This window comes from Streptomyces sp. NPDC055506 (assembly GCF_053643595.1).
In genome coordinates this window covers 42152-61047 of record NZ_JBSHKH010000044.1, presented here as the reverse complement: position 1 = coordinate 61047, position 18896 = coordinate 42152, and the positions used below count along the sequence as shown (strand labels likewise).

The window sequence follows — 18896 nt, the reverse complement described above, 5'->3', positions numbered from 1 at the left end:
GTGCGAGGACGGGTCGGGGCCGAAGTCGAGCCCGTGCGGGGCGGTCGCGGCGCGCAGCGCGTCGAGGAGGACACCGGTCTCGACGCGTGCGGTGCGCGTCTCGGGGTCGATGTCGAGGATCCGGTTCAGGTGCCGGGAGAAGTCCAGGACGACACCGAGTCCGACGGCGTTGCCCGCCATGCTGGTGCCGCCGCCCCGGGCCGTGACCGGCACGCCCGCCTCCCGGCAGGCCCGCAGCACCGCGACCACGTCGTCGGCGGTGCGCGGGAAGGCCACGGCCCAGGGCAGCACCCGGTAGTTGGAGGCGTCGTAGGCGTAGGGGCCCGTCGCTCCCGGGCCGGTCTCCACCCGCAGGCCGGGCGCGATCTCGGCGATCCGTGCCGTGAGACCCGCCAGGTCGCGGGTGGTGGTGGTCATCGGTCGCCGGCTCCCGAAGTGCCGGCCTCGACCGCCTTCGCCCAGGCCCGCAGGCCCTCGTCCACTCCGGCCTCGTCGATGACCAGCGCCGGGATCATACGGACCACCTGGTTCCAGGCGCCGCACAGCAGCAGGAGCAGCCCCTCGTCGACGGCGGCGCGCTGCACGCGGGCGGCGGTCTCGGGGTCGGGGCTGCCGTCCTCGGTGACGAACTCGCTGGCCAGCATGAGGCCGAGGCCGCGGACGTCGCCGATGCCCGGGGTCCGTTCGGCCACCGCCTCCAGGCCCTGGCGCAGCCGCTGGCCCATCGCCTCGGCGTTCTCGACGAGCTTCTCGTCGCGGACGACGTCGAGGGTGGCGCAGGCCGCGGCGCAGGCGACGGCGTTGGCGCCGTAGGTGCCGCCCTGCGAGCCGGGCCACGCCTTGGCCATCAGCTCTTCGGAGGCGGCGATGCCGGAGATCGGGAAGCCGCTGGCCAGGCCCTTGGCGGTGATGAGGATGTCGGGGGTGACGCCGAAGTGGTCGTGGCCCCAGAAGCGTCCGGTGCGGCCGACGCCGGTCTGCACCTCGTCGAGGATCAGCAGGAAGCCGTGCCGGTCCGCCCGCTCCCGGAGCCCTTCCAGGAAAGCGCGGTTCGCGGGAACGTAGCCGCCCTCGCCGAGCACCGGCTCGACGATGATCGCGGCCGTGTCGGCGGGCGAGGAGATCGTCTGGAGGGTGTAGTCGAGTTCCTGGAGGGCGAAGCGGGTGGCGGTCTCCTCGTCCCAGCCGTAGCGGTAGGCCGTGGGGAACGGCGTGACGACTACTCCGCTCATCAGCGGGGAGAAACCGGACCGGAAGCGGATCCCGGAGGTCGTCATGGAGGCGGCGGCGACCGTACGGCCGTGGAAACCGCCGTGGCAGACCAGGACGTTGGGACGGCCGGTGGCCTGGCGGGCCAGCCGCAGTGCCGACTCGACGGCCTCGCTGCCGGAGTTGGTGAAGAACAGGCTGTCCAGGCCGGCCGGCAGCACCTCGCCGAGCTTGTCGACGAGGCGGCGCAGCGGCTGGTGCATGACGGTCGTGTACTGGCCGTGCACAAGCGTGCCCACCTGCTCCTGCGCCGCCGCCACGACCTTGGGGTGGCAGTGCCCGGTGCTGGTGACGCCGATGCCGGCGGTGAAGTCGAGGTAGCGGCGGCCGTCCTCACCGTAGAGATGGACGCCCTCGCCCCGGGCGGCCACCACGGGCGTGGCCTGGCGAAGGTGCGGCGACAGTGCGGTCATGTTCGTCTCCCGGCCGTACGTCGAGGTCTGCTCGCGGTGATCCGCGGTACTGGTCCGACACCCCGAGCATCCGGGCCGCCGCGCAGCGCCACAACGCGTGATCTGTCCAGCCGGAACGCGTTGTTCGGACGTTGTGTCAACCACCGGACCCCCCTGGCACCGCCCGCCCCTCCCGTGGACAGCTCTTGCGCAGGTCAGTGCCGCTTGTCAGAGTGACCAGGAATGCAGGGAGCCACCGTGAACCCACACCCGCCGAGCGTCGCCGACGTGCTGGCCCTGCCCGTCCTGGCCGCCGGGCAGCCCCAGGTCGTCACCGGGCCGGCCGGGCTGGACCGGCCGGTGCGCTGGGTGCACATCACCGAGCTGACGGACCCAGCGTCCTTCCTCAAGGGCGGCGAGCTGGTCCTGACCACGGGCATGCCCCTCCCCGACGACGCGGCGGGTGTCCGCCGGTACGTCGACGAACTCACGGAGGTGGGCGCGGCCGCCCTGGTCATCGAGCTGGTACGGCGCTACCACCGGCCGCCCGACGCCCTCGTCCAGGCCTGCCGTGCCCGGGGGCTGCCCCTGGTCACCCTCGCGCGGGACGTCAACTTCCTGGAGGTCACACAGGTCGTCCACGCGCTCATCCTCGGCAGCCAGGCCGACGCGATGCGCCGGACACAGCGGATCCACGAGGCGTTCACCGCGCTGACGCTGCGCGGCGCGGGGCCCGAGGACGTGGTGCGGGCGGCGGCGGAGATGAGCGGCCGCACGGTCGTCCTGGAGAACCTGGTGCACCAGGCGCTGATCTGCGAGCCGTCGGGAAGCACGGTGGAGGAGGCGCTCGGCGACTGGGAACAGCGCTCCCGGGCCACCGAGCCCGGCGACCACACCGAGGCGGGCGGCCCCGAGGGCTGGCTCACGGCGCCCGTCTCCTACCAGGGCGAACGCTGGGGCCGGCTGGCGATGCTCCGGGCCCCCGTCGACGGACCGCCCTTCGGGCCGGAGCACATCACCGTCCTGGAGCGGACGGCGATGGCCCTGACCGTCGCCCGGCTCATCCACTCCACGCCCTGGGAGCACACGGCCCATCGCACCGCCCTGCGGGAGCTGGCCGAGCAGCGCCACCACTCCCCCGAGGACGCCCGCGCCCGCTGTGCCGCGTTGGGCCTGCCCACGCAGGACAGCCGCTATCTGGCGATCCTCGTCGATCTGGGCCCGGGTGCCGAGGGAGGCGAGCTGGAGGCCCGGCTGCACAGCGAGCTCCGGTCGGCGGGCGTCCCGGCCCTGGTCGGCGAGCTCGCCCACGGGCGCCTCGGGATCCTGCCGGCTCTGCGTGCCGACCAGCCCTGGCGCCCCATGGCGGAACGGCTGTGCCGCACCGCGGTGGGTCTGGTCCCGGGGGCGATCGTCGGCGTCGGCTCGGAGGTGACGGACCTCGCCGACACGGCACGCTCCTTCCGGGAGGCGGCCCGGGTCATAGAGGCCACCCCGCCCGGCCAGCCCCTGCCCCCGGACCGCTCCTTCCACGAGCTGCCGGACATCGACCTGCGCCGCCTGCTGTACGCCCTGCGCGAGGACACACGCGTCCAGGACTACACGGAACGCCGCCTCGGCCGGCTCATCGACCACGACACCCGGCACGGCACCGATCTGCTCACGACTCTGGGCCACTACCTCGACGCCGCCGGCAACAAGACCACCGCGGCCCGTCGCGGCGGTCTGTCCAGGGAGACCATGTACCAGCGCCTGCGCACCATCGAACGCCTCCTGGAGTCCGACCTGGAATCCGGGGAGCGGCGCACCGAACTCCACGTGGCGCTCACGGCGTTGCGCGTTCTGCGCGCAGGGTGAGATACCTGTGCCACAGAGGTTCCCGTCGCCGATGCCCGCTTCATGGGGGAGAGTTCCGATGAAGATCATGTGCAGCAAGACGGCCCGCTCGTGAGAGCCCGTCGCAGGATCGTCGTCGCCTGGGCGGGACTGTGCCTCGCCGGTCTTGCCGCGACGCTCGCCCTCGACTCCGAGTCGTACACGGACGGTTCGGACGCGTCCACCGAGGAGCCGACGCCGAGCGGCACGAACGTCGTCGACTGTCAGGAGATCGCCGATTCCATCGCGCGGGCCCGGGCCGAGGCCAGGCGCGAGGAGCGGGAGGCGCTCGGCCCGTCGCCGACCGTGGACTATCAGTCGGTCATCGTGGGGGACGTGGCCGTGCCGGAGGAGTGCGCGGACGAACTCGACGATCTCGGTATCAAGTCCCGCTGAACACGGCCCACTTGTACAGGCCTGGGCCCGTATCGAAGCGTGGATGACCGCACACGCCCCGGGTTCCCTGGCGATGCTGCTCCCGCCGGCCACCGAGGAGCAGATCGCCGCCGCCGAGGCGGCCGTCGGGCTGCGGCTTCCGCCGGCTCTGCGCGCCTGGTCCCTGTCGCAGGACAGCTATGTCGGTACCCGCACGGACGACTTCCAGGACGCCACCGACGGCTCCCTCCTGTCGAACCTCGAGTGGCGCAAGACCGGTTGGTTGCGGGCCGGCGGTGAGATGTACTCCAGCGGGTTGGCGGTGCTCTTCCCGAGGCCCTTGACCTTGGACTTGTTCTGGGCGACCAACAGCCGCCGCATAAGGGCAACTGCACCGGCGCCCTGGAACTCAGGTGTCGAAGTCCACCGTCAGGGCGTCGGAGACCGGGAACGACTGGCAGGTGAGGACGTAGCCCGCGTCGACCTCGGCCGGTTCGAGGGCAAAGTTGCGCCGCATGTCGGCCTTGCCGTCGGTGACCAGGGCGCGGCAGGTGCCGCAGACGCCGCCCTTGCAGGCGAACGGCAGGTCCGGACGGGTCTGCTGGGCGCCTTCGAGGATGCTCCGCTCCCGGGGCAGGACGGAGGTGGTGGAGCGGCCGTCGAGGGTGACGGTGACCTGGCTGACCGGGCCGGTCGGGCCGGTCTCGGCGTGGTGGACCTCGCGCACGGGCTCGTCGTCGGCGTAGAACAGCTCCTGGTGGACGCGGTCGGCGGGCACGCCGAGGCCGGCCAGGACCTGCTGGGCGGCGCGGACCATGCCGTGCGGGCCGCACAGCCACCAGTGGTCGGCGGAGTCCACGTCCACCAGCGCGTCGACGAGAGCCGACAGCCGGTCGGCGTCGAGGCGGCCGGAGAGCACCTCGGCCTCGCGGGGCTCGCGGGAGAGGACATGGGCGAGCTGGAACCGCGTCGGGTGGAGGTCCTTCAGGTCGGCCAGTTCGTCGGCGAACATCACGGTGCCGGTGCGGCGGTTGCCGTAGAGGAGGGTGACCGTCGAGCGGGAGTCGGCGGCCAGGACGGACTCGGCGATGGAGACCATGGGCGTGATGCCGGAGCCGGCCGCGATCAGGACGTGGTGGCCGGGGGTGGTGAGGTCGGGTGTGAAGGCGCCGGTGGGTGCCATCACCTCGACGGTGTCGCCGGGGCGTACGTCGCGCACCAGCCAGGAGGAGAACAGGCCGCCCGGTACGACCCGGACGCCGATGCGCGGGGCGGTGCCGGCGGGTGAGCAGATCGAGTACGAACGGCGCTCGTCCCGGCCGTCGATCTCGCGCCGCAGGGTGAGCGACTGGCCCGGCTCGAAGGCGAACTCCTCGGCCAGTTCGGCCGGGATGTCGAAGCTGACGGCCGCCGCGTCCTCGCACAGCGGCCGCACGGCGGCGACCCGCAGGCGGTGGAAGACCGGACGCCGACGGGCCCGCGCGCGTGCCGCCGGGACGGGGGCCGGCTCCATCAGGTCGTCCATCAGATCTCCTTGACGTACTCGAACGGCTCGCGGCAGGCGAGGCAGCGCCACAGGGACTTGCAGGACGTGGCGGCGAAGCGGGAGGTCTCCTCGGTGTCGTGGAACCCGCAGCGCGGGCAGGGCACCGAGCGGCGGGTCGGCGACAGCACGAGCGGGACCGGGCCGGTGGTGCGCGCGGGCGCCGCCCCGGGCGGGGCGATGCCGTGCTCGGCGAGCTTGCGCCGGCCGTCCGGCGTAATCCAGTCGCTGGTCCAGGGCGGGTCGAGGACGGTGCGGATCTCCACGCGCGCGTAGCCCGCGTCCCGGAGCCGGGCGGCCACGCCTGCGCGCATCTCCGCCATCGCCGGGCAGCCCGAGTAGGTCGGGGTCAAACTCGCGACCACCGTCCCGTCCGGGGTCAGGGCCACGTCGCGCAACACTCCGAGGTCGGCCAGGGTGAGCATGGGCAGCTCGGGGTCGGGCACCTGCTCGGCGATGCGCCGGGCCCGCCGCGCGTCCAGGAGCGTCGTCACCATGTCGCCTCCGGGTGGGCGCGGGCGATGCCCTGCAACTCGGCCAGCAGCGGGGCGAGATGCTCGGTGTGCTCCCCGGTGCGGCCCGAGCCGGGCAGCGGCCGGTACACGGGCATGGGCAGTCCGGCCGCGTCTGTGACCTGGCGCAGGACGGCAACGACCTCGTCCCGTACGTCGTACGCCGTGAACAGCTCGCCCAGGTAGGGCGCCGCCTGTTCCAGCGCCCTGCGCGTCCGGCGGTGCGACTCCTCGGTGCCGTCGCCGAGGCGCACCACCCACTCGGCCGCGTACTGCCGGTGGTACGCCAGCTCCTTCACGCCCTTGGCGGCGATCGCCGCGAGCACCGGGTCCGGGTGGGCGGTGAGCCGCTCGAAGTACGCGAGTCGCCAGGTGGCGAACACCAGCAGCCGTACGGTCGAGAACGCGAAGTCGCCGTTGGGCAGTTCGGCCAGGCGTACGTTGCGGAAGTCGCCGGCGTCCCGGAAGTAGGCGTAGGCGTCCTCGCCGCGGCCGGTGCCGTCGACCTGGCCCGCGCGGGCGTAGAGCAGACGGGCCTGGCCGAGCAGATCGAGTCCGATGTTGGCCAGGGCCACCTCCTCCTCCAGCTCGGGGGCCCGGGTGGTCCACTCGGCGAGGCGCTGGGCCGAGACCAGGGCGTCGTCGGCCAGGGTGACGCAGAGGGCGGCCAGCTCACCGGCGTCGACGCCGTCGGGCACGGCCGTGTCCACGCCGTGCAGGGGGTCCTCGAAGCCGGTGCCGTAAGCCCAGCGGGTGTCGTCCTCGTGTCCCTCGGCGAGGGTCATGTAGACGTGGTCGTCGCTCATGCCCTCTCCTTCAGATGTGGGGGACGTCGTCGGGGATGTCGTAGAAGGTCGGGTGCCGGTAGACCTTGTCGGCGCTGGGCGCGAAGAACGGGTCCTTCTCGTCGCGGGTGGAGGCGGCGATGTGCTCCGAGCGCACCACCCAGATGCTCACGCCCTCGTTGCGCCGGGTGTACAGGTCGCGGGCGTGGGTGAGGGCCATGCGGTCGTCGGCGGCGTGCAGCGAGCCCACGTGGACGTGGTTCAGGCCGCGCTTGCCGCGCACGAACACCTCGTACAGCGGCCAGTCCTGCTTGCCGGACGGTTGCCCGGAAAGCTTCTCGGGGGTCATGCCACCGCTCCCTTCTCCGCACGGGCGGCCTGCTTGGCCGCGTGGGCGGTGGCCGCCTCGCGGACCCAGGCGCCCTCTTCGTGGGCGCTTCTGCGCCGCTCCATCCGCTGGTCGTTGCACGGACCGTCGCCCTTGATGACCCGCATCAGCTCGTCCCAGTCGGGGGTGCCGAAGTCATGGCGTCCCCGCTCGTCGTTCCAGCGCAGCTCCGGGTCCGGGAGCGTCACGCCGAGCTTCTCGGCCTGCGGGACGGTCATATCGACGAAACGCTGACGCAGTTCGTCGTTGCTGTGCCGCTTGATCTTCCAGGCCATCGACTGCGCGGAGTTGGGCGAGGCGTCGTCGGGCGGGCCGAACATCATCAGGGACGGCCACCACCAGCGGTCCACGGCGTCCTGCACCATCTCGCGCTGTGCCGCCGTGCCGCGCATCATCGTCATCAGCAGCTCGTAGCCCTGCCGCTGGTGGAACGACTCCTCCTTGCAGATCCGCACCATCGCGCGCGCGTACGGCCCGTACGAGGACCTGCACAGCGGCACCTGGTTGCAGATGGCGGCACCGTCCACGAACCAGCCGATCACCCCGACGTCCGCGAAGCTCAGCGTGGGGTAGTTGAAGATCGACGAGTACTTCTGGCGGCCCTCGATGAGCCGGTCCGTGAGATCCGCGCGGTCCGCGCCCAGCGTCTCCGCCGCCGAGTACAGATACAGCCCGTGCCCGGCCTCGTCCTGGACCTTCGCGAACAGAATGGCCTTGCGGCGCAGCGACGGCGCGCGCGTGATCCACTCGCCCTCCGGCTGCATGCCGATGATCTCCGAGTGCGCGTGCTGCGCGATCTGACGGATCAGTGTCTTCCGGTAGCCCTCTGGCATCCAGTCGCGCGGCTCGATCCGCTGGTCCCGCGCGATCGTCGCGTCGAAGTGCTGCTGGAGAACCGGCTCGGCGCCGTCCGCCCCCGCGGGGCTGGAGCGTGTCGTATCCATCCGTCCCACTTCCCAACCGACCATTCGTTCGGTCCATCATAGGACAGGCCCGGGCGCCTTGGTAAGCCCTCGACCCTTGACATGCGCGGAGCGGATGGGATTACTTGGCAACGCCGAAGCTAACCGAATGTTCGGTCGGTAGACAAGGTGGTGCGAGAGGTGACCCATACCGCTGACGCGATGCCGGCCGCGGAGGCGATGTTCGCCGCGGACCAGGCCTCACGCGGGCTCGGTGTCGAGCTGCTCGAGCAGGGCGAAGGAACCGCCGTGCTCCGGATGACCGTGACCCCGGGGATGGTGAACGGGCACGGCATCGCCCACGGGGGCTACCTCTTCCTGCTCGCCGACAGCGCCTTCGCCTGCGCCTGCAACAGCCACGGCCCGGTGACCGTCGCGGCCGGGGCCGACGTCACCTTCGTGGCCCCGGCGTACGAGGGCGATGTGCTCGTGGCGCGGGCCGAGGAACGCACCCGGTTCGGCCGCAGCGGCCTCTACGACGTGAGCGTCCTGCGGGGCGACGAGGTGATCGCGGAGTTCCGGGGCCGCAGCCGGACCCTCGGGAGCGCGGGTACGACGTCGAAGGAGTCGCGATGACCGGCGAGCCCCTCCCCCAGGATCTTTTGGACGACGATCTGCTGGACGCCGAGCGCCTCACCCGCGAGGAGCTGCGCGTGCTCCAGCTGGACCGGCTGCGCCGGAGCCTGCGGCACGCCTACGACAACGTGGAGACGTACCGGAAGAAGTTCGACGCCGCCGGGGTCACGCCCGAGGACTGCCGGTCGCTGGAGGACCTCTCCCGGTTCCCCTTCACGACCAAGGCCGATCTGCGCGACACCTACCCGTTCGGCATGTTCGCCGTCCCCATGGACCAGGTCCGCCGGGTCCACGCCTCCAGCGGCACCACGGGCCGCCCCACGGTCGTCGGCTACACCGAGAACGACATCTCGATGTGGGCGGACCTCGTCGCCCGCTCGATCCGCGCCGCCGGCGGGCGACCGGGACACAAGGTGCACATCTCCTACGGCTACGGGCTGTTCACCGGAGGCCTCGGCGCGCACTACGGCGCCGAGCGCGCCGGCTGTCTGGTGATCCCGGCCTCCGGGGGCATGACCGCCCGCCAGGTGCAGATCATCCAGGACTTCGAGCCCGAGATCATCATGGTCACGCCGTCCTACATGCTGACGCTCCTGGACGAGTTCGAGCGTCAGGGCGTCGACCCGCGCTCCACCTCGCTGAGGGTCGGAATCTTCGGTGCCGAGCCGTGGACGGAGGAGATGCGCCGCGAGATCGAGGAGCGCATGGACATCCACGCGGTCGACATATACGGCCTGTCCGAGGTGATCGGCCCGGGAGTCGCGCAGGAGTGTGTGGAGACCAAGGACGGGCTGCACGTATGGGAGGACCATTTCCTTCCCGAGGTCGTCGACCCGATCACGGGTGAGGTGCTGCCCGAGGGCGAGGAGGGCGAGCTGGTCTTCACGTCCCTGACCAAGGAGGCGTTGCCGGTCGTCCGCTACCGCACCCGCGACCTGACCCGGCTGCTGCCCGGCACGGCCCGGCCCGCCTTCCGCCGCATCCAGAAGATCACCGGCCGCTGCGACGACATGATCATCCTGCGCGGGGTGAACGTCTTCCCCAGCCAGATCGAGGAGATCGTCCTGCGCACGCCCGGCGTCGCCCCGCACTTCCAGATCCAGCTGACCCGGCGCGGCCGCATGGACCACATGACCGTCCACATCGAGAGCCGCCCGGGCACACCCACCGACCGACGTGAGGCCGCCGCCCGCTCAATCGCCCAGGACGTCAAGGACGGCGTCGGCGTCACGGTCGACGTGACGATCGTCGAACCGGAGACGCTGGAGCGGTCGGTCGGCAAGCTCCGGCGGGTGAAGGATCTGCGGTGAAGTCCTATCGCCCGGCCGCGGGGCAGCCGGTTTCAGCGTCCTGGTCAGGCAGATAGCGGGACCGTTCCAGCGGGGTGAGCGTGGTGTCGACGGCCCCGCAGATGTCGCGGATCGCGCGGGCCGGGTCGGGGAGGTCGATGTTCCACAGCTCGACGGAGGGGCCCGTGCTGACGGCAAGGGTGTGCCCGTCCGGGCTGAACGTCACCGCCGCTGCGCGCGAGCGGGTCGGCAGGGTTCTTCTGATCTGGCTGGTGGAGAGGTCCCAGAGGTGGACTCCTTTTGCATGGCTCGCGGCCAGGGTGCGTCCATCGGTGCTGAAGGCCAGCGCCGCCACTTCACCGCTGACGTTGAAGCTGTCTTGGAGCTGACCGGTGCGTGCGTTCCACGTCTTCACGGTTCCCTTGGGGCTGCCTGCAGTGGCCAGAGTGTGGCCGTTCGGGCTGAACACGAGGGACAGCAGGTCCCCGGCGCTCGGCTTGATGGTGCGATGGGTCCGGCCAGTGGCTGCGTCGAGCAGCTTGACCTGTTCGTGGCCTTCCCTGATGTGCGCGACGGCGAGTGTGCGGCCGTCCGGGGCGAACGCCAGCGTCCTGACGGGTTCGCCGTGGCCCGGGTAGGCGGTGCGCAGTGCGCCGGTCGACAGGTTCCAGATCCGTACCGATCCGTCGTGGCCGACGACGGCGAGCCGTCTCCCATCGGGGCTGAAGACCGCCGTGTCGATGTTGCGCAGGGCACGGCTTTGAAGAAGGCGGCCTGTGGTGACCTCCCGGACTTCGATCACCTCGTTCTTGGTGGCCCGTGCGGCCAGGGCGCGTCCGGCCGGGCTGAATCCCACAGCTCCGAAGCGGTGAACCGTGTCTGACAGCTGCTTTCCCCGGGGAGCCGGTTCGGTGTCGAGCGTCAGTGTGCCGTCGCGATCGCCGGTCCTGGCCTCCCAGAGCTGTACCGCCCCACGGCCGGGCGGTGCTTGACGAACCGCGGTCACCGTGTTTCCGTCCGGACTGAATGCGATGTCGGTGATGAACGTACCGGCATGGCCTGGCAGCGTGCGTTGCGGGTGATCGGCGGACAGGCGGTGGATACGGATGCCGGGGTCCCGTCTGCTACGGGTCACCACAGTGCGGCCGTCCGCGCCGAGGGCCACGTTCGTCAACCACCGTCCACGATGTCCTGCGGTCATGGTGCCAAGCGCCGCGCCGGACGCGATATCCCACAGTCGCACTGTGTCCTCACCGCCCCTGATGGCGAGTGTGCGCCCGTCCGGACCGAAGGCCACCTCGTTCACGCCGATGGGACCGTCATTGATGGTGCGCCGGACTCTGCCGGTGACCACGTCCCGCAGTTGCACCGACCTGTCGGTGCGGACTACAGCGTAGGTCCGGCCGTCAGGGCTGACGGCCACGGCAGAGCCATCGATTGGGCTCTCGTGGGCGGTCCGAGCGCGTCCGGTGACCACGTCCCATGTCCGCACCTGTCCGCTGTAGCTTGCCGCCACGACAGTGTGTCCGTCGGAGCCGAAGGCGACCGCCTTTGGGGAGTCGCTGGTGAAGCTGTGCCGCGAGCGGCCGGTGGCCACGTCCCACGTCCGTACCGCCGTCGCGGATGCGGCTGCCACGATACGCCCGTCAGGGCTGAACACCATGTGGCCTACGGTCTCGTCGAGGACGGTGAACGTACTGATTCTCCTGCCGGTGGCCGGATCCCACAGACCGATCACCGTGTCGGCGCCACTGAGGGTCGCGACGGCGAGCGTGCGTCCGTCGGAGCTGAGCGCCACGACTTCACTGCTGCCGGGGCCAGTGAACGTATGTCTGAGCCGCCCCCCGGGCAGTTCCCAGATCCGCACTTTGCCGTCCTTGCTGTGAGTGGCGACGGCACGTCCGTCCGTGCTGACGGCGAGCGAATGCACGGGTTCGTTGCCGCTGACGAGGCGCTTGCGCAACGGTAACGCCGCGGCGTCATACAGAGCGGCGACTGCTTCCCGCGTCGGACTGGTGCGGTAGGCATGGACAGCAAGAAGCGAGGCGCGATCGGGGTCAGAGTCCAGCAGAGCACCGGACTCGGCAGCCAACTGCCGTGACTGCGCCACATGCTGCGCACTCACCGCACTCTCCCACTGCCCCACGGCGAGCCCCGCGGCGACGAGCGCAAAGCACAGCGCGGCGGTGACCGCGCCAAGCACCAACCGGTACCGGCGACGGCCCTTCTGCTCATGCACACGACTGGCGTCGAAGAAGGCCTGCTCCAGGTCGGTCAGATCCTCGCGCTGCGCATCACCAAAGTGCTCCCGGGCGGCGGCGAGCCGGCTGCCCCGGCACAACGCGCCCTCTTCGCGACCCAGTTCCTGCCAGGCGTGGGCCGCTTCGGTCAGGTCCCGGTGCACACGCAGGCGTTCGCGGTCATCCCCGATCCAGGCCCGCAGTCGGGGCCAGGCCGTGATCAGGGCCTCGTGGGCCATCTCGACCGTGTCGCCGTCCAGGGTGAGCAGCCGCGCCCCGGCCAGTGCGTCGACCACCCTGGCCGTGTCGTCCCGGCCGGTGCCAAGCAGTTCCGCGCGGTCGACGGGACGGCGGGTGTCGGGGGTGTCGTCACCGGGGGCAACCAGACGCAGCAACACCCGGCGGGCGGCAGCCGCCTGGCGTTCGGTGAACCGGCCGTAGATCTCCTCGGCCGTCCTGGCGATCGCACCGTCCAGGCATCCGGCCGCCTCGTACCCCGCCAGGGTCAGCGTCTTGCCGCGGCGGCGGCGCCAGGTCTCCAGCAACGCGTGGGACAGCAGCGGCAGTCCGCCCGGCGCGTCGGCGACCTGCTCGACCAGCCGGGCGGTGAGGGCGCGTTCCACGGTCAGTCCGGCGGCCTTGGCCGGCTTGACGACAGCGGCCCGCAGTTCGGTCCGGCTCATCGCTCCGGCCAGGAGATTGGCATCGCGCAGCGCGTCGGACAGGTCGCGGTGCTCGGCGCAGCGGCCGTAGAAGTCGCCGCGCACCGCCAGCAGCACCCGCAGGCGGCTCTCCGGCTGCCGGGCCCTCAGCAGCAGGTCGATGAAGCGCGCGCGTTCGGCCGGGTCGTGGCAGAGCGTGAAGACCTCCTCGAACTGGTCGACGATCACGAACGTGTCCGCTACGGCGCTGCCGTCGTGGGGCGGTGCGGGAGTCAACAGGGTCGCGTGGCTGCGCGCGGGGCGTTCGCCCGGGGTCAGGATCCGGATCGCGGCCGGGCGCAGCTCCGGCTCCTGGGCGTGCCGGAGCACGGGTATCAGGCCGGCCCGCAACAGAGAGGATTTGCCGCTGCCGGAGGGGCCGAAGACCGCGGCGAACCGCCGTCGGCGCAACAGCTCGACCAGGTCGGCGGTGAGCTGTTCCCGGCCGAAGAACAGGCCGCTGTCCCCGGGCTCGAACCGTGCCAGCCCCCGGTACGGGGTGAGGGATCGGTCGTCGTCCTGGGAGTCGTCACGGGCGGACTCCTCCACCGCCTCCTTCCACCGGGCCTCCCATTCCGCCAGGTCTCCGCCGCACGCCTGCGCATAGGCGAGGGCCACCGGCAGCGTCGGCAGCCGCTCACCTCCTGCCGCCTGGGACAGCGTGGTCACCGAGTAGCCCGCCCGCCGGGCCAGCGCCCGGTAGGTGATGCCGTCCGCCTCCGCCCGAAGCTTGCGCAACTCGAACGCGAACCGCTGCACCGGACCCGCCGCCGGATCCACCGGCACCTCATGCCGCCCCGCCACGCCCACACCCCCTCCGGCCCGCTCATTGTCAGGCCGCCAGAACGGTACTGCCGAACAATGATCCAGCCGCTGAACTCGGCCGCATGGAATCCCCACCCCTCGTCCCCGCCGTCCCGACGCATCCCTCGCGGTTGGGCTGGCTGGACGCGTTGCGCGGCATCGCCGCACTCGTCGTGGTGTTCGACCACTCGTCGTACACCTTCATGCCGGAGCTCCGGCGGGAGCTGATGCCCGAGTTCAACACCAGCCGCTACGGGATCATGGTGTTCTTCCTGGTGAGCGGCTACATCATCCCCGCCTCGCTGGAGCGCCGGGGCTGTGTCCGGACGTTCTGGATCGGACGGATCTTCCGCGTGTATCCGCTGTGGGCAGCCGTCGTCGCCGTGCTTTTCGCCCTCGGCCTCATAGGCGTCGCGGAGTTGCGTGACTTCGGTGAGCAGGGCGCCGTCGCCGTGGCGGTCGCCCACACCACGATGCTCCAGGAGTTGCTGGGGACGCCCAATCTCCTGCTCGTCCTGTGGACGCTCTCGTACGAGATGTCCTTCTACCTGCTGGTCGTCGCCCTGTTCACGGTCCGTCTGCACCAGCGGTCCTCGGCGGTCTCGGTCGTCCTGGCCGGGCTCGCCGCCGTGAGCGTGGCGGCGGGGGTCGTACTGCCGGTCTCCGCCCTGTCCGGCGTCGTAGGCACCGGCCCACTGATCGCGTTTGTCTCGATCGCCATGGTGGTCGCCATCGGCTGCGCGAGTTCCGGCTCACCCGCACTGCGGGTGCTCGGGGGTGTGCTGGGCGGGGTCCTGGCGTTCGTCCTGGTCCTGTTCAACGGCACGGTCCCGCTGTGGGAGGGTCTGGTGATTCTCGCCGTGATGTTCCTCGGCACCGCCGTCCACCGTGCCGAGCATGGTCGGAGCACCTGGCGCGCTGCGGCCGTTACTGCCGTCCTCGTGGTCGCTTGTGCCGTGGGGAGTGCCCACCGCTACGGCGACGGCAACCACTTCACGCGGCGCGGCTGGATCGTCGCGTTCCTGCTGGCCGTGCTCACCTTCGGCGCCGGACTGTGGTCGCGCCGCCGGCGCGTACCCCGGATACTGACCGTCTTGGGAACGATCAGCTACTCGGTCTATCTGGTGCACCCCGTGCTGCTGGCGGTGATCGACGGCACGATGGGCCGACGGCGGCAGGACAGTCTCGCGTTGGAGATGGCGTTCTTCGCCGTGCTGCTGCCCCTGTGCCTGCTGACCCACCGTTGCGTCGAAGTGCCCGGCCAGACCTGGGGCCGTCAGCAGGCACGCCGCCTCCGGTCACGCGACGAGCGTCACCGGCACCCCGCCTCGCACACCGGAACCTGAGCCGTATTGCCCGGCTCGATCGCCGCCGCGACGTCCGCCTCGGACGCGGTCGGCTTGCGGATCAGGAGCAGGGCCGCGTCGTCGTGGAGCCGTCCGCCGACGTGGGCCAGCAGTTCGTCGTGGAGTGCGCCGAGGGTGCGGGCCGGCTCGTGGGAGACATGGCGCTCCAGCCCTTCGGCGAGCGGGTAGAAGGTCCGGCCGTGGTCGCGGGCCTCGGTGACGCCGTCGGTGTAGAGGAGCAGCTGGTCGCCGTCGGCGAACGGGAGCGACTGGAGGCCGGGTGCGTGGCCGGCGAGGGCGCGCAGTCCGAGGGGCGGGGACGGCAGGTCGGGCTCGACGGGTGTGACGCTCCCCGAGGCGCTCACCAGCAGCGGGGGCGTGTGCCCGCAGTTCACGACCTCCAGCTGTCCGGGCTCCGGGTATCCGGCGACGATGGCGGTCACGAAGTCGTCGTGGCCGAGATTGCGCGCCAGGCTGCGCTCGATCCTCTCGACCACGGCGAGCAGGTCGGCCTCGTCATGGGCGGCCTCACGGAAGACACCCAGCACCAGCGCGGCCGTCCCCACGGCGGGCAGTCCCTTGCCGCGCACATCGCCGACGATCAGCCGCACCCCGTGCCGGGTGGGTATCAGGGCGTAGAGGTCGCCGCCGATGCGGGCCTCGGCGGCCGCTGCGCTGTAGCGGACGGCCACCTGAAAGGGACCGACGTTCGCCGGTACGGGCCTGAGCAGCGCGTGCTGGGCGGTCTCCGCGACCGAGCGGACGGCCGCGAGCACCCGTTCGCGGCGCCCGCGCAGAACACTGGCCAGGCCGCTCGCGAGCGTGACGGCCATCAGGGCCGACAGCACCGCGGCCAGCTCACGGCTCGGAACGCCGTCCCGGACGCCGAGCAGCGCGCCGAGCACCGCGGCGAGGACGCCCACGCAGACGACACCGCGGGGCCCGTTGGTCGTGGCCGCGAGGGCGGGACCGGCGGCGAGCAGGGGCAGCCAGATCATCCCGGCGCCGACGGCGAGATCGGCGAGCAGGACGGCTGTGACGACCAGTACGGGCAGCACGGGCATACCGGCGGCCAGCTGCGCCAGGGCGCGCCTGCGGGCCGAATCCCCGGCACCGGCCACTCGGCTGCTGGACGGCCCCGCAGGCCGGTGGTCGGCACCAAGGTCACGCGCATGGCTCATGTTTGTATCCGGGTCCCTCACCTGTGCGCGGGGCGCGGGTCTGGAAGCGCACCCCTGAAATGTCTGTTTCATCCAGAAAAAGGGGTGGCCTGGGGCACCGGCAAGAAGCGGATTTTCAGATAGTGAGCGAGAGGCTCCGGGTCACCCGGCTCGCGGTCGGCAGCAGCCGCTCCCGGGCCTCCGACAGCCGGGAGAGCCGGTTCACCGGGAGTGAGACGCCGAGGGAACCGATGGTGTCGCCGCTGTAGACCGGGACGGCGACACAGACCGTGCCGAGGGAGTACTCCTCCAGGTCCGTGACGGCCGGGGCCATGGGGGCGGTTTCCAGCCGCCGGAGCAGCTCCGGCAGGCTGGTGATCGTCCGTGGCGTGAGGTCGGCGAGCTGGTGGCGGGAGAGGTAGTCCTTGCGGGCCTCGACGTCCAGTTCCCGCAGCACGGACTTGCCGAGCGCGGTCGCGTGCCCCGCGTCCTCGAAGCCCACCCAGAGGTCGACACGGGGCGTCCCGGGGCCGTCGACGATCTCGGCGACCCGGATCTCGCCGTCCTCGTAGAAGGTGAGGTAGGCGGCGGACGTGAGCTCGTCCCGCAGCGCGGCGAGCGTGGGCCGGACCCGGTTCAGCAGCGCCTGGGCACGGCCGGTGGACTTCAGCGTCTGCAGCTTGTCGCCGAGGACGAACCCGCCGTCGTCCAGTTTCCGCACGTACCCGTCGTGGACCAGTGTCCGCAGCAGGTGATAGGCGGTGGCCAGGGGCAGGCCCGTCTCCCGCGCCAGCTGCTTCGCCGGGGCGCCGTTCTCGTGCGCGCTGACCGCCTCCAGCAGACGCATGGCCCGCTGGACGGACGTGATCAGCGTAGGGCCGGCTTGCTCAGCCATAGGACCAGCCTGCGTCAGGCACACGGAGGGGGCAAGGCGGCCGGACATCCGGCCCGGCTCACCCCGCCCCCCGGGGCCGCCGTTGCGTTTGTAACGACTTCTTCACAGCCGAAGGGTTGGCCTGAAACCGCCTGCTCGCTATCGTTCACGGAATTCACTCAATCGTTCAGCGTACGAATAGCGACAGGGAAGGTCGGTTCATGTCCGGCACGCATCACCCAGGGCGCCGCTCGGTGCTAGCCGCGGGCACCGCCTGTGCGGCCTCGCTCGGCGCGTCCTGGCTGCTGACCGGCTGCTCGGGCGCCACCGCCGCACCCGTCCTGCCGGCCGTCGCCCAGCGCGGCGCGCCCGACCGCGGCGGGACCCTGCGGATCGCCCGTCCGCCCGCCTCCGACGCGGAGACCCTCGACCCGGCGAGCTCCCTGTCCGCCTACGAATACCTGGGCGCCCTCTACAACCGGCTGGTCCGCATCGGCACGGACGGCGAGGTGGCTCCCGACCTCGCCGAGTCCTGGGAACCGGACGGCGCGGCGCGCACCTGGACCTTCCGGCTCCGCAAGGGCGTCACCTTCCACGACGGCCGGGTCTTCACCTCCGCCGACGCCGCCTACACGCTGCGGCACATCCTGGACAAGGCGACGGCGTCCCCGCAGGCCGGCGTCCTCGCCCCGCTCGTCGACCCCGGGCGGCTGCGCACCCCCGACGCACACACCCTCGTGGTGCCGCTGAAGTCGCCGAACGCCGAGTTCCCGAGCCTGCTCACGCACTACAACTGCTACGTCGTCCCCGAGGGCAGCGGGAAGTCCATCGGCCGCACCGGCATCGGCACCGGCCCCTTCAAGCTGGAGTCCTTCGCACCGGCCGGCCCCGGCCGCGTCACCGCGTACCGGGACCACTGGGCGGGCCGTCCGGTGCTCGACGCGATCGCCTTCTACTCGGTCGCGGACATGTCCGCCCGCTCCAACGCCCTGCTCGCCGGGCAGGTCGACCTGCTGTCCCAGACCAATCTGGACTTCGCGACCGCCCGGGTCGTGGCCGCCTCCGACCGCGCCACCATCGCCCGGGTGAAGAACGGCCAGTGGTACGTGCTGCCGATGCTCACCACCGACAAGCCCTTCACCGACGTCCGGGTCCGCCGGGCCATGAAGCTCGCCTACGACCCCGAGCACATCGTGAAGGCCGCGCTGCAGGGCGCGGGCAGGCCCGGCTGGGACAACCCGGTGCCTCCGGACGACCCGGCGCACATCGCCGCGCACCCCGAGCACGATCCGGAGCAGGCCCGGTACCTGCTGCGGAAGGCGGGCCACGAGGACCTGGCCGTCGACCTGTACACCTCCGCGTACGACCCCCTCTTCACGCCCATGGCGCTCGCCTACCAGGAGTCGGCGAAGCGGGCCGGCATCCGGATCCGCGTCAAGACGGCGTCGGCGGACTCGTACTACACACAGATCTGGATGAAGCAGCCGCTGATGGCCACCTACTGGTACACCGGCCGGCCCGTCGACCAGCTCTTCAACCAGGTCTTCCGCAGCGGGTCCTCGTACAACGAGACCGCCTGGTCCGACCAGGGCTTCGACGCGCTGCTCGACCGGGCGCGGGCCGAGACCGACGACGCCAGGCGCCGTGACCTCTACGGCGAGGCGCAGACCTGGGTGATCGACAAGGGCGGTGCGATGACCCCGATGTTCGCCGACCGGCTCGTGGGCATCTCGCGCAAGGTGCGCGGCTACGCCGAGCACGGCTTCGAGTTCGACTACCTCGGCATCGGCCTGAAGGGGGCCTGA

Annotated in this window: 16 protein-coding genes; 6 read left to right on the top strand and 10 right to left on the bottom strand. The window is 71.5% G+C overall.

The window, feature by feature from the left end; translation table 11 throughout:
- Window positions 1–417: FAD-binding oxidoreductase (locus ACWIF2_RS18840; protein WP_454361638.1), on the bottom strand; the 417-nt coding region annotated here is incomplete at its 3' end.
- A complete protein-coding gene (locus tag ACWIF2_RS18835; protein WP_454361637.1) occupies window positions 414–1682 on the bottom strand; it encodes an aspartate aminotransferase family protein in 1269 nt (422 codons plus the stop codon). The genes ACWIF2_RS18840 and ACWIF2_RS18835, both read right to left, overlap by 4 nt.
- A 222-nt stretch (window positions 1683–1904) precedes the next feature.
- Between ACWIF2_RS18835 and ACWIF2_RS18830 the strand changes: the two genes are divergently transcribed.
- Together ACWIF2_RS18830 and ACWIF2_RS18825 are read left to right on the top strand one after the other, a co-directional pair.
- On the top strand, window positions 1905–3518 hold the full coding sequence (locus ACWIF2_RS18830; protein WP_454361636.1) for a PucR family transcriptional regulator: 1614 nt from the start codon (window positions 1905–1907) through the stop codon (window positions 3516–3518).
- Between the two features lie 90 nt (window positions 3519–3608).
- A complete protein-coding gene (locus ACWIF2_RS18825) occupies window positions 3609–3932 on the top strand; it encodes a hypothetical protein (protein ID WP_454361635.1) in 324 nt (107 codons plus the stop codon).
- A 388-nt stretch (window positions 3933–4320) separates the two neighbouring features.
- Here ACWIF2_RS18825 and paaE read toward each other — a convergent pair whose 3' ends face one another.
- From paaE to paaA, 5 genes are read right to left on the bottom strand one after another with little or no spacing between them, the layout of a single operon-like run.
- Window positions 4321–5436 carry a 1,2-phenylacetyl-CoA epoxidase subunit PaaE gene (paaE, locus tag ACWIF2_RS18820; RefSeq protein ID WP_454361634.1) on the bottom strand — a complete coding sequence of 372 codons (1116 nt, stop codon included), beginning with the start codon at window positions 5434–5436 and terminating at the stop codon, window positions 4321–4323.
- A complete protein-coding gene (gene paaD / locus ACWIF2_RS18815) occupies window positions 5436–5951 on the bottom strand; it encodes a 1,2-phenylacetyl-CoA epoxidase subunit PaaD (protein ID WP_454361633.1) in 516 nt (171 codons plus the stop codon). Before paaD ends, paaE begins: the two co-directional genes overlap by 1 nt.
- A complete protein-coding gene (gene paaC / locus ACWIF2_RS18810) occupies window positions 5945–6772 on the bottom strand; it encodes a 1,2-phenylacetyl-CoA epoxidase subunit PaaC (protein WP_454361632.1) in 828 nt (275 codons plus the stop codon). Before paaC ends, paaD begins: the two co-directional genes overlap by 7 nt.
- A 10-nt stretch (window positions 6773–6782) precedes the next feature.
- Window positions 6783–7100, bottom strand: a complete 318-nt coding sequence (gene paaB, locus ACWIF2_RS18805; RefSeq protein ID WP_454361631.1) for a 1,2-phenylacetyl-CoA epoxidase subunit PaaB — start codon at window positions 7098–7100, stop codon at window positions 6783–6785.
- Complete coding sequence (paaA, locus tag ACWIF2_RS18800; protein WP_454361630.1) at window positions 7097–8083, bottom strand: 1,2-phenylacetyl-CoA epoxidase subunit PaaA; 987 nt, start codon at window positions 8081–8083, stop codon at window positions 7097–7099. Before paaA ends, paaB begins: the two co-directional genes overlap by 4 nt.
- Window positions 8084–8263: 180 nt before the next feature.
- Between paaA and paaI the strand changes: the two genes are divergently transcribed.
- Together paaI and paaK are read left to right on the top strand one after the other, a co-directional pair.
- Window positions 8264–8677, top strand: coding sequence for a hydroxyphenylacetyl-CoA thioesterase PaaI (gene paaI, locus ACWIF2_RS18795; protein ID WP_454361639.1), 414 nt, complete (start codon window positions 8264–8266; stop codon window positions 8675–8677).
- Window positions 8674–9987, top strand: a complete 1314-nt coding sequence (gene paaK, locus ACWIF2_RS18790; RefSeq protein WP_454361629.1) for a phenylacetate--CoA ligase PaaK — start codon at window positions 8674–8676, stop codon at window positions 9985–9987. The genes paaI and paaK overlap by 4 nt, the downstream gene beginning before the upstream one ends.
- Before the next feature lie 4 nt (window positions 9988–9991).
- Here paaK and ACWIF2_RS18785 read toward each other — a convergent pair whose 3' ends face one another.
- Window positions 9992–13807 carry an nSTAND1 domain-containing NTPase gene (locus ACWIF2_RS18785; RefSeq protein WP_454361628.1) on the bottom strand — a complete coding sequence of 1272 codons (3816 nt, stop codon included), beginning with the start codon at window positions 13805–13807 and terminating at the stop codon, window positions 9992–9994.
- Here ACWIF2_RS18785 and ACWIF2_RS18780 point away from each other — a divergent pair.
- Window positions 13795–15057, top strand: a complete 1263-nt coding sequence (locus ACWIF2_RS18780; RefSeq protein WP_454361627.1) for an acyltransferase family protein — start codon at window positions 13795–13797, stop codon at window positions 15055–15057. The two genes, ACWIF2_RS18785 and ACWIF2_RS18780, sit on opposite strands and share 13 nt — an antisense overlap.
- On the opposite strand, the gene ACWIF2_RS18775 is transcribed toward ACWIF2_RS18780, so the two are convergent.
- Together ACWIF2_RS18775 and ACWIF2_RS18770 are read right to left on the bottom strand one after the other, a co-directional pair.
- Complete coding sequence (locus ACWIF2_RS18775) at window positions 15024–16238, bottom strand: PP2C family protein-serine/threonine phosphatase (RefSeq protein ID WP_454361626.1); 1215 nt, start codon at window positions 16236–16238, stop codon at window positions 15024–15026. The genes ACWIF2_RS18780 and ACWIF2_RS18775 overlap by 34 nt on opposite strands.
- Before the next feature lie 115 nt (window positions 16239–16353).
- Entirely contained in the window at window positions 16354–17112 is a 759-nt protein-coding gene (locus ACWIF2_RS18770; RefSeq protein WP_454361625.1) for an IclR family transcriptional regulator, read from the bottom strand.
- Window positions 17113–17312: 200 nt separating this feature from the next.
- On the opposite strand from ACWIF2_RS18770, the gene ACWIF2_RS18765 reads away from it, so the two are divergent.
- Window positions 17313–18896: an ABC transporter substrate-binding protein gene (locus tag ACWIF2_RS18765; protein ID WP_454361624.1), complete on the top strand. Its 1584-nt coding sequence runs from the start codon at window positions 17313–17315 to the stop codon at window positions 18894–18896.

Excerpts from the sequence above, each read along its gene's own strand:
- ACWIF2_RS18775 (WP_454361626.1), bottom strand. The coding sequence starts at position 16,238 with ATGAGCCATGCGCGTGACCTTGGTGCCGACCACCGGCCTGCGGGGCCG.
- paaC (WP_454361632.1), bottom strand. The coding sequence starts at position 6,772 with ATGAGCGACGACCACGTCTACATGACCCTCGCCGAGGGACACGAGGAC.
- paaK (WP_454361629.1), top strand. The coding sequence starts at position 8,674 with ATGACCGGCGAGCCCCTCCCCCAGGATCTTTTGGACGACGATCTGCTG.
- ACWIF2_RS18770 (WP_454361625.1), bottom strand. The coding sequence starts at position 17,112 with ATGGCTGAGCAAGCCGGCCCTACGCTGATCACGTCCGTCCAGCGGGCC.
- ACWIF2_RS18780 (WP_454361627.1), top strand. The coding sequence starts at position 13,795 with ATGGAATCCCCACCCCTCGTCCCCGCCGTCCCGACGCATCCCTCGCGG.
- paaA (WP_454361630.1), bottom strand. The coding sequence starts at position 8,083 with ATGGATACGACACGCTCCAGCCCCGCGGGGGCGGACGGCGCCGAGCCG.
- paaD (WP_454361633.1), bottom strand. The coding sequence starts at position 5,951 with ATGGTGACGACGCTCCTGGACGCGCGGCGGGCCCGGCGCATCGCCGAG.
- ACWIF2_RS18830 (WP_454361636.1), top strand. The coding sequence starts at position 1,905 with ATGCAGGGAGCCACCGTGAACCCACACCCGCCGAGCGTCGCCGACGTG.
- paaI (WP_454361639.1), top strand. The coding sequence starts at position 8,264 with ATGCCGGCCGCGGAGGCGATGTTCGCCGCGGACCAGGCCTCACGCGGG.
- paaE (WP_454361634.1), bottom strand. The coding sequence starts at position 5,436 with ATGGACGACCTGATGGAGCCGGCCCCCGTCCCGGCGGCACGCGCGCGG.
- paaB (WP_454361631.1), bottom strand. The coding sequence starts at position 7,100 with ATGACCCCCGAGAAGCTTTCCGGGCAACCGTCCGGCAAGCAGGACTGG.
- ACWIF2_RS18765 (WP_454361624.1), top strand. The coding sequence starts at position 17,313 with ATGTCCGGCACGCATCACCCAGGGCGCCGCTCGGTGCTAGCCGCGGGC.
- ACWIF2_RS18835 (WP_454361637.1), bottom strand. The coding sequence starts at position 1,682 with ATGACCGCACTGTCGCCGCACCTTCGCCAGGCCACGCCCGTGGTGGCC.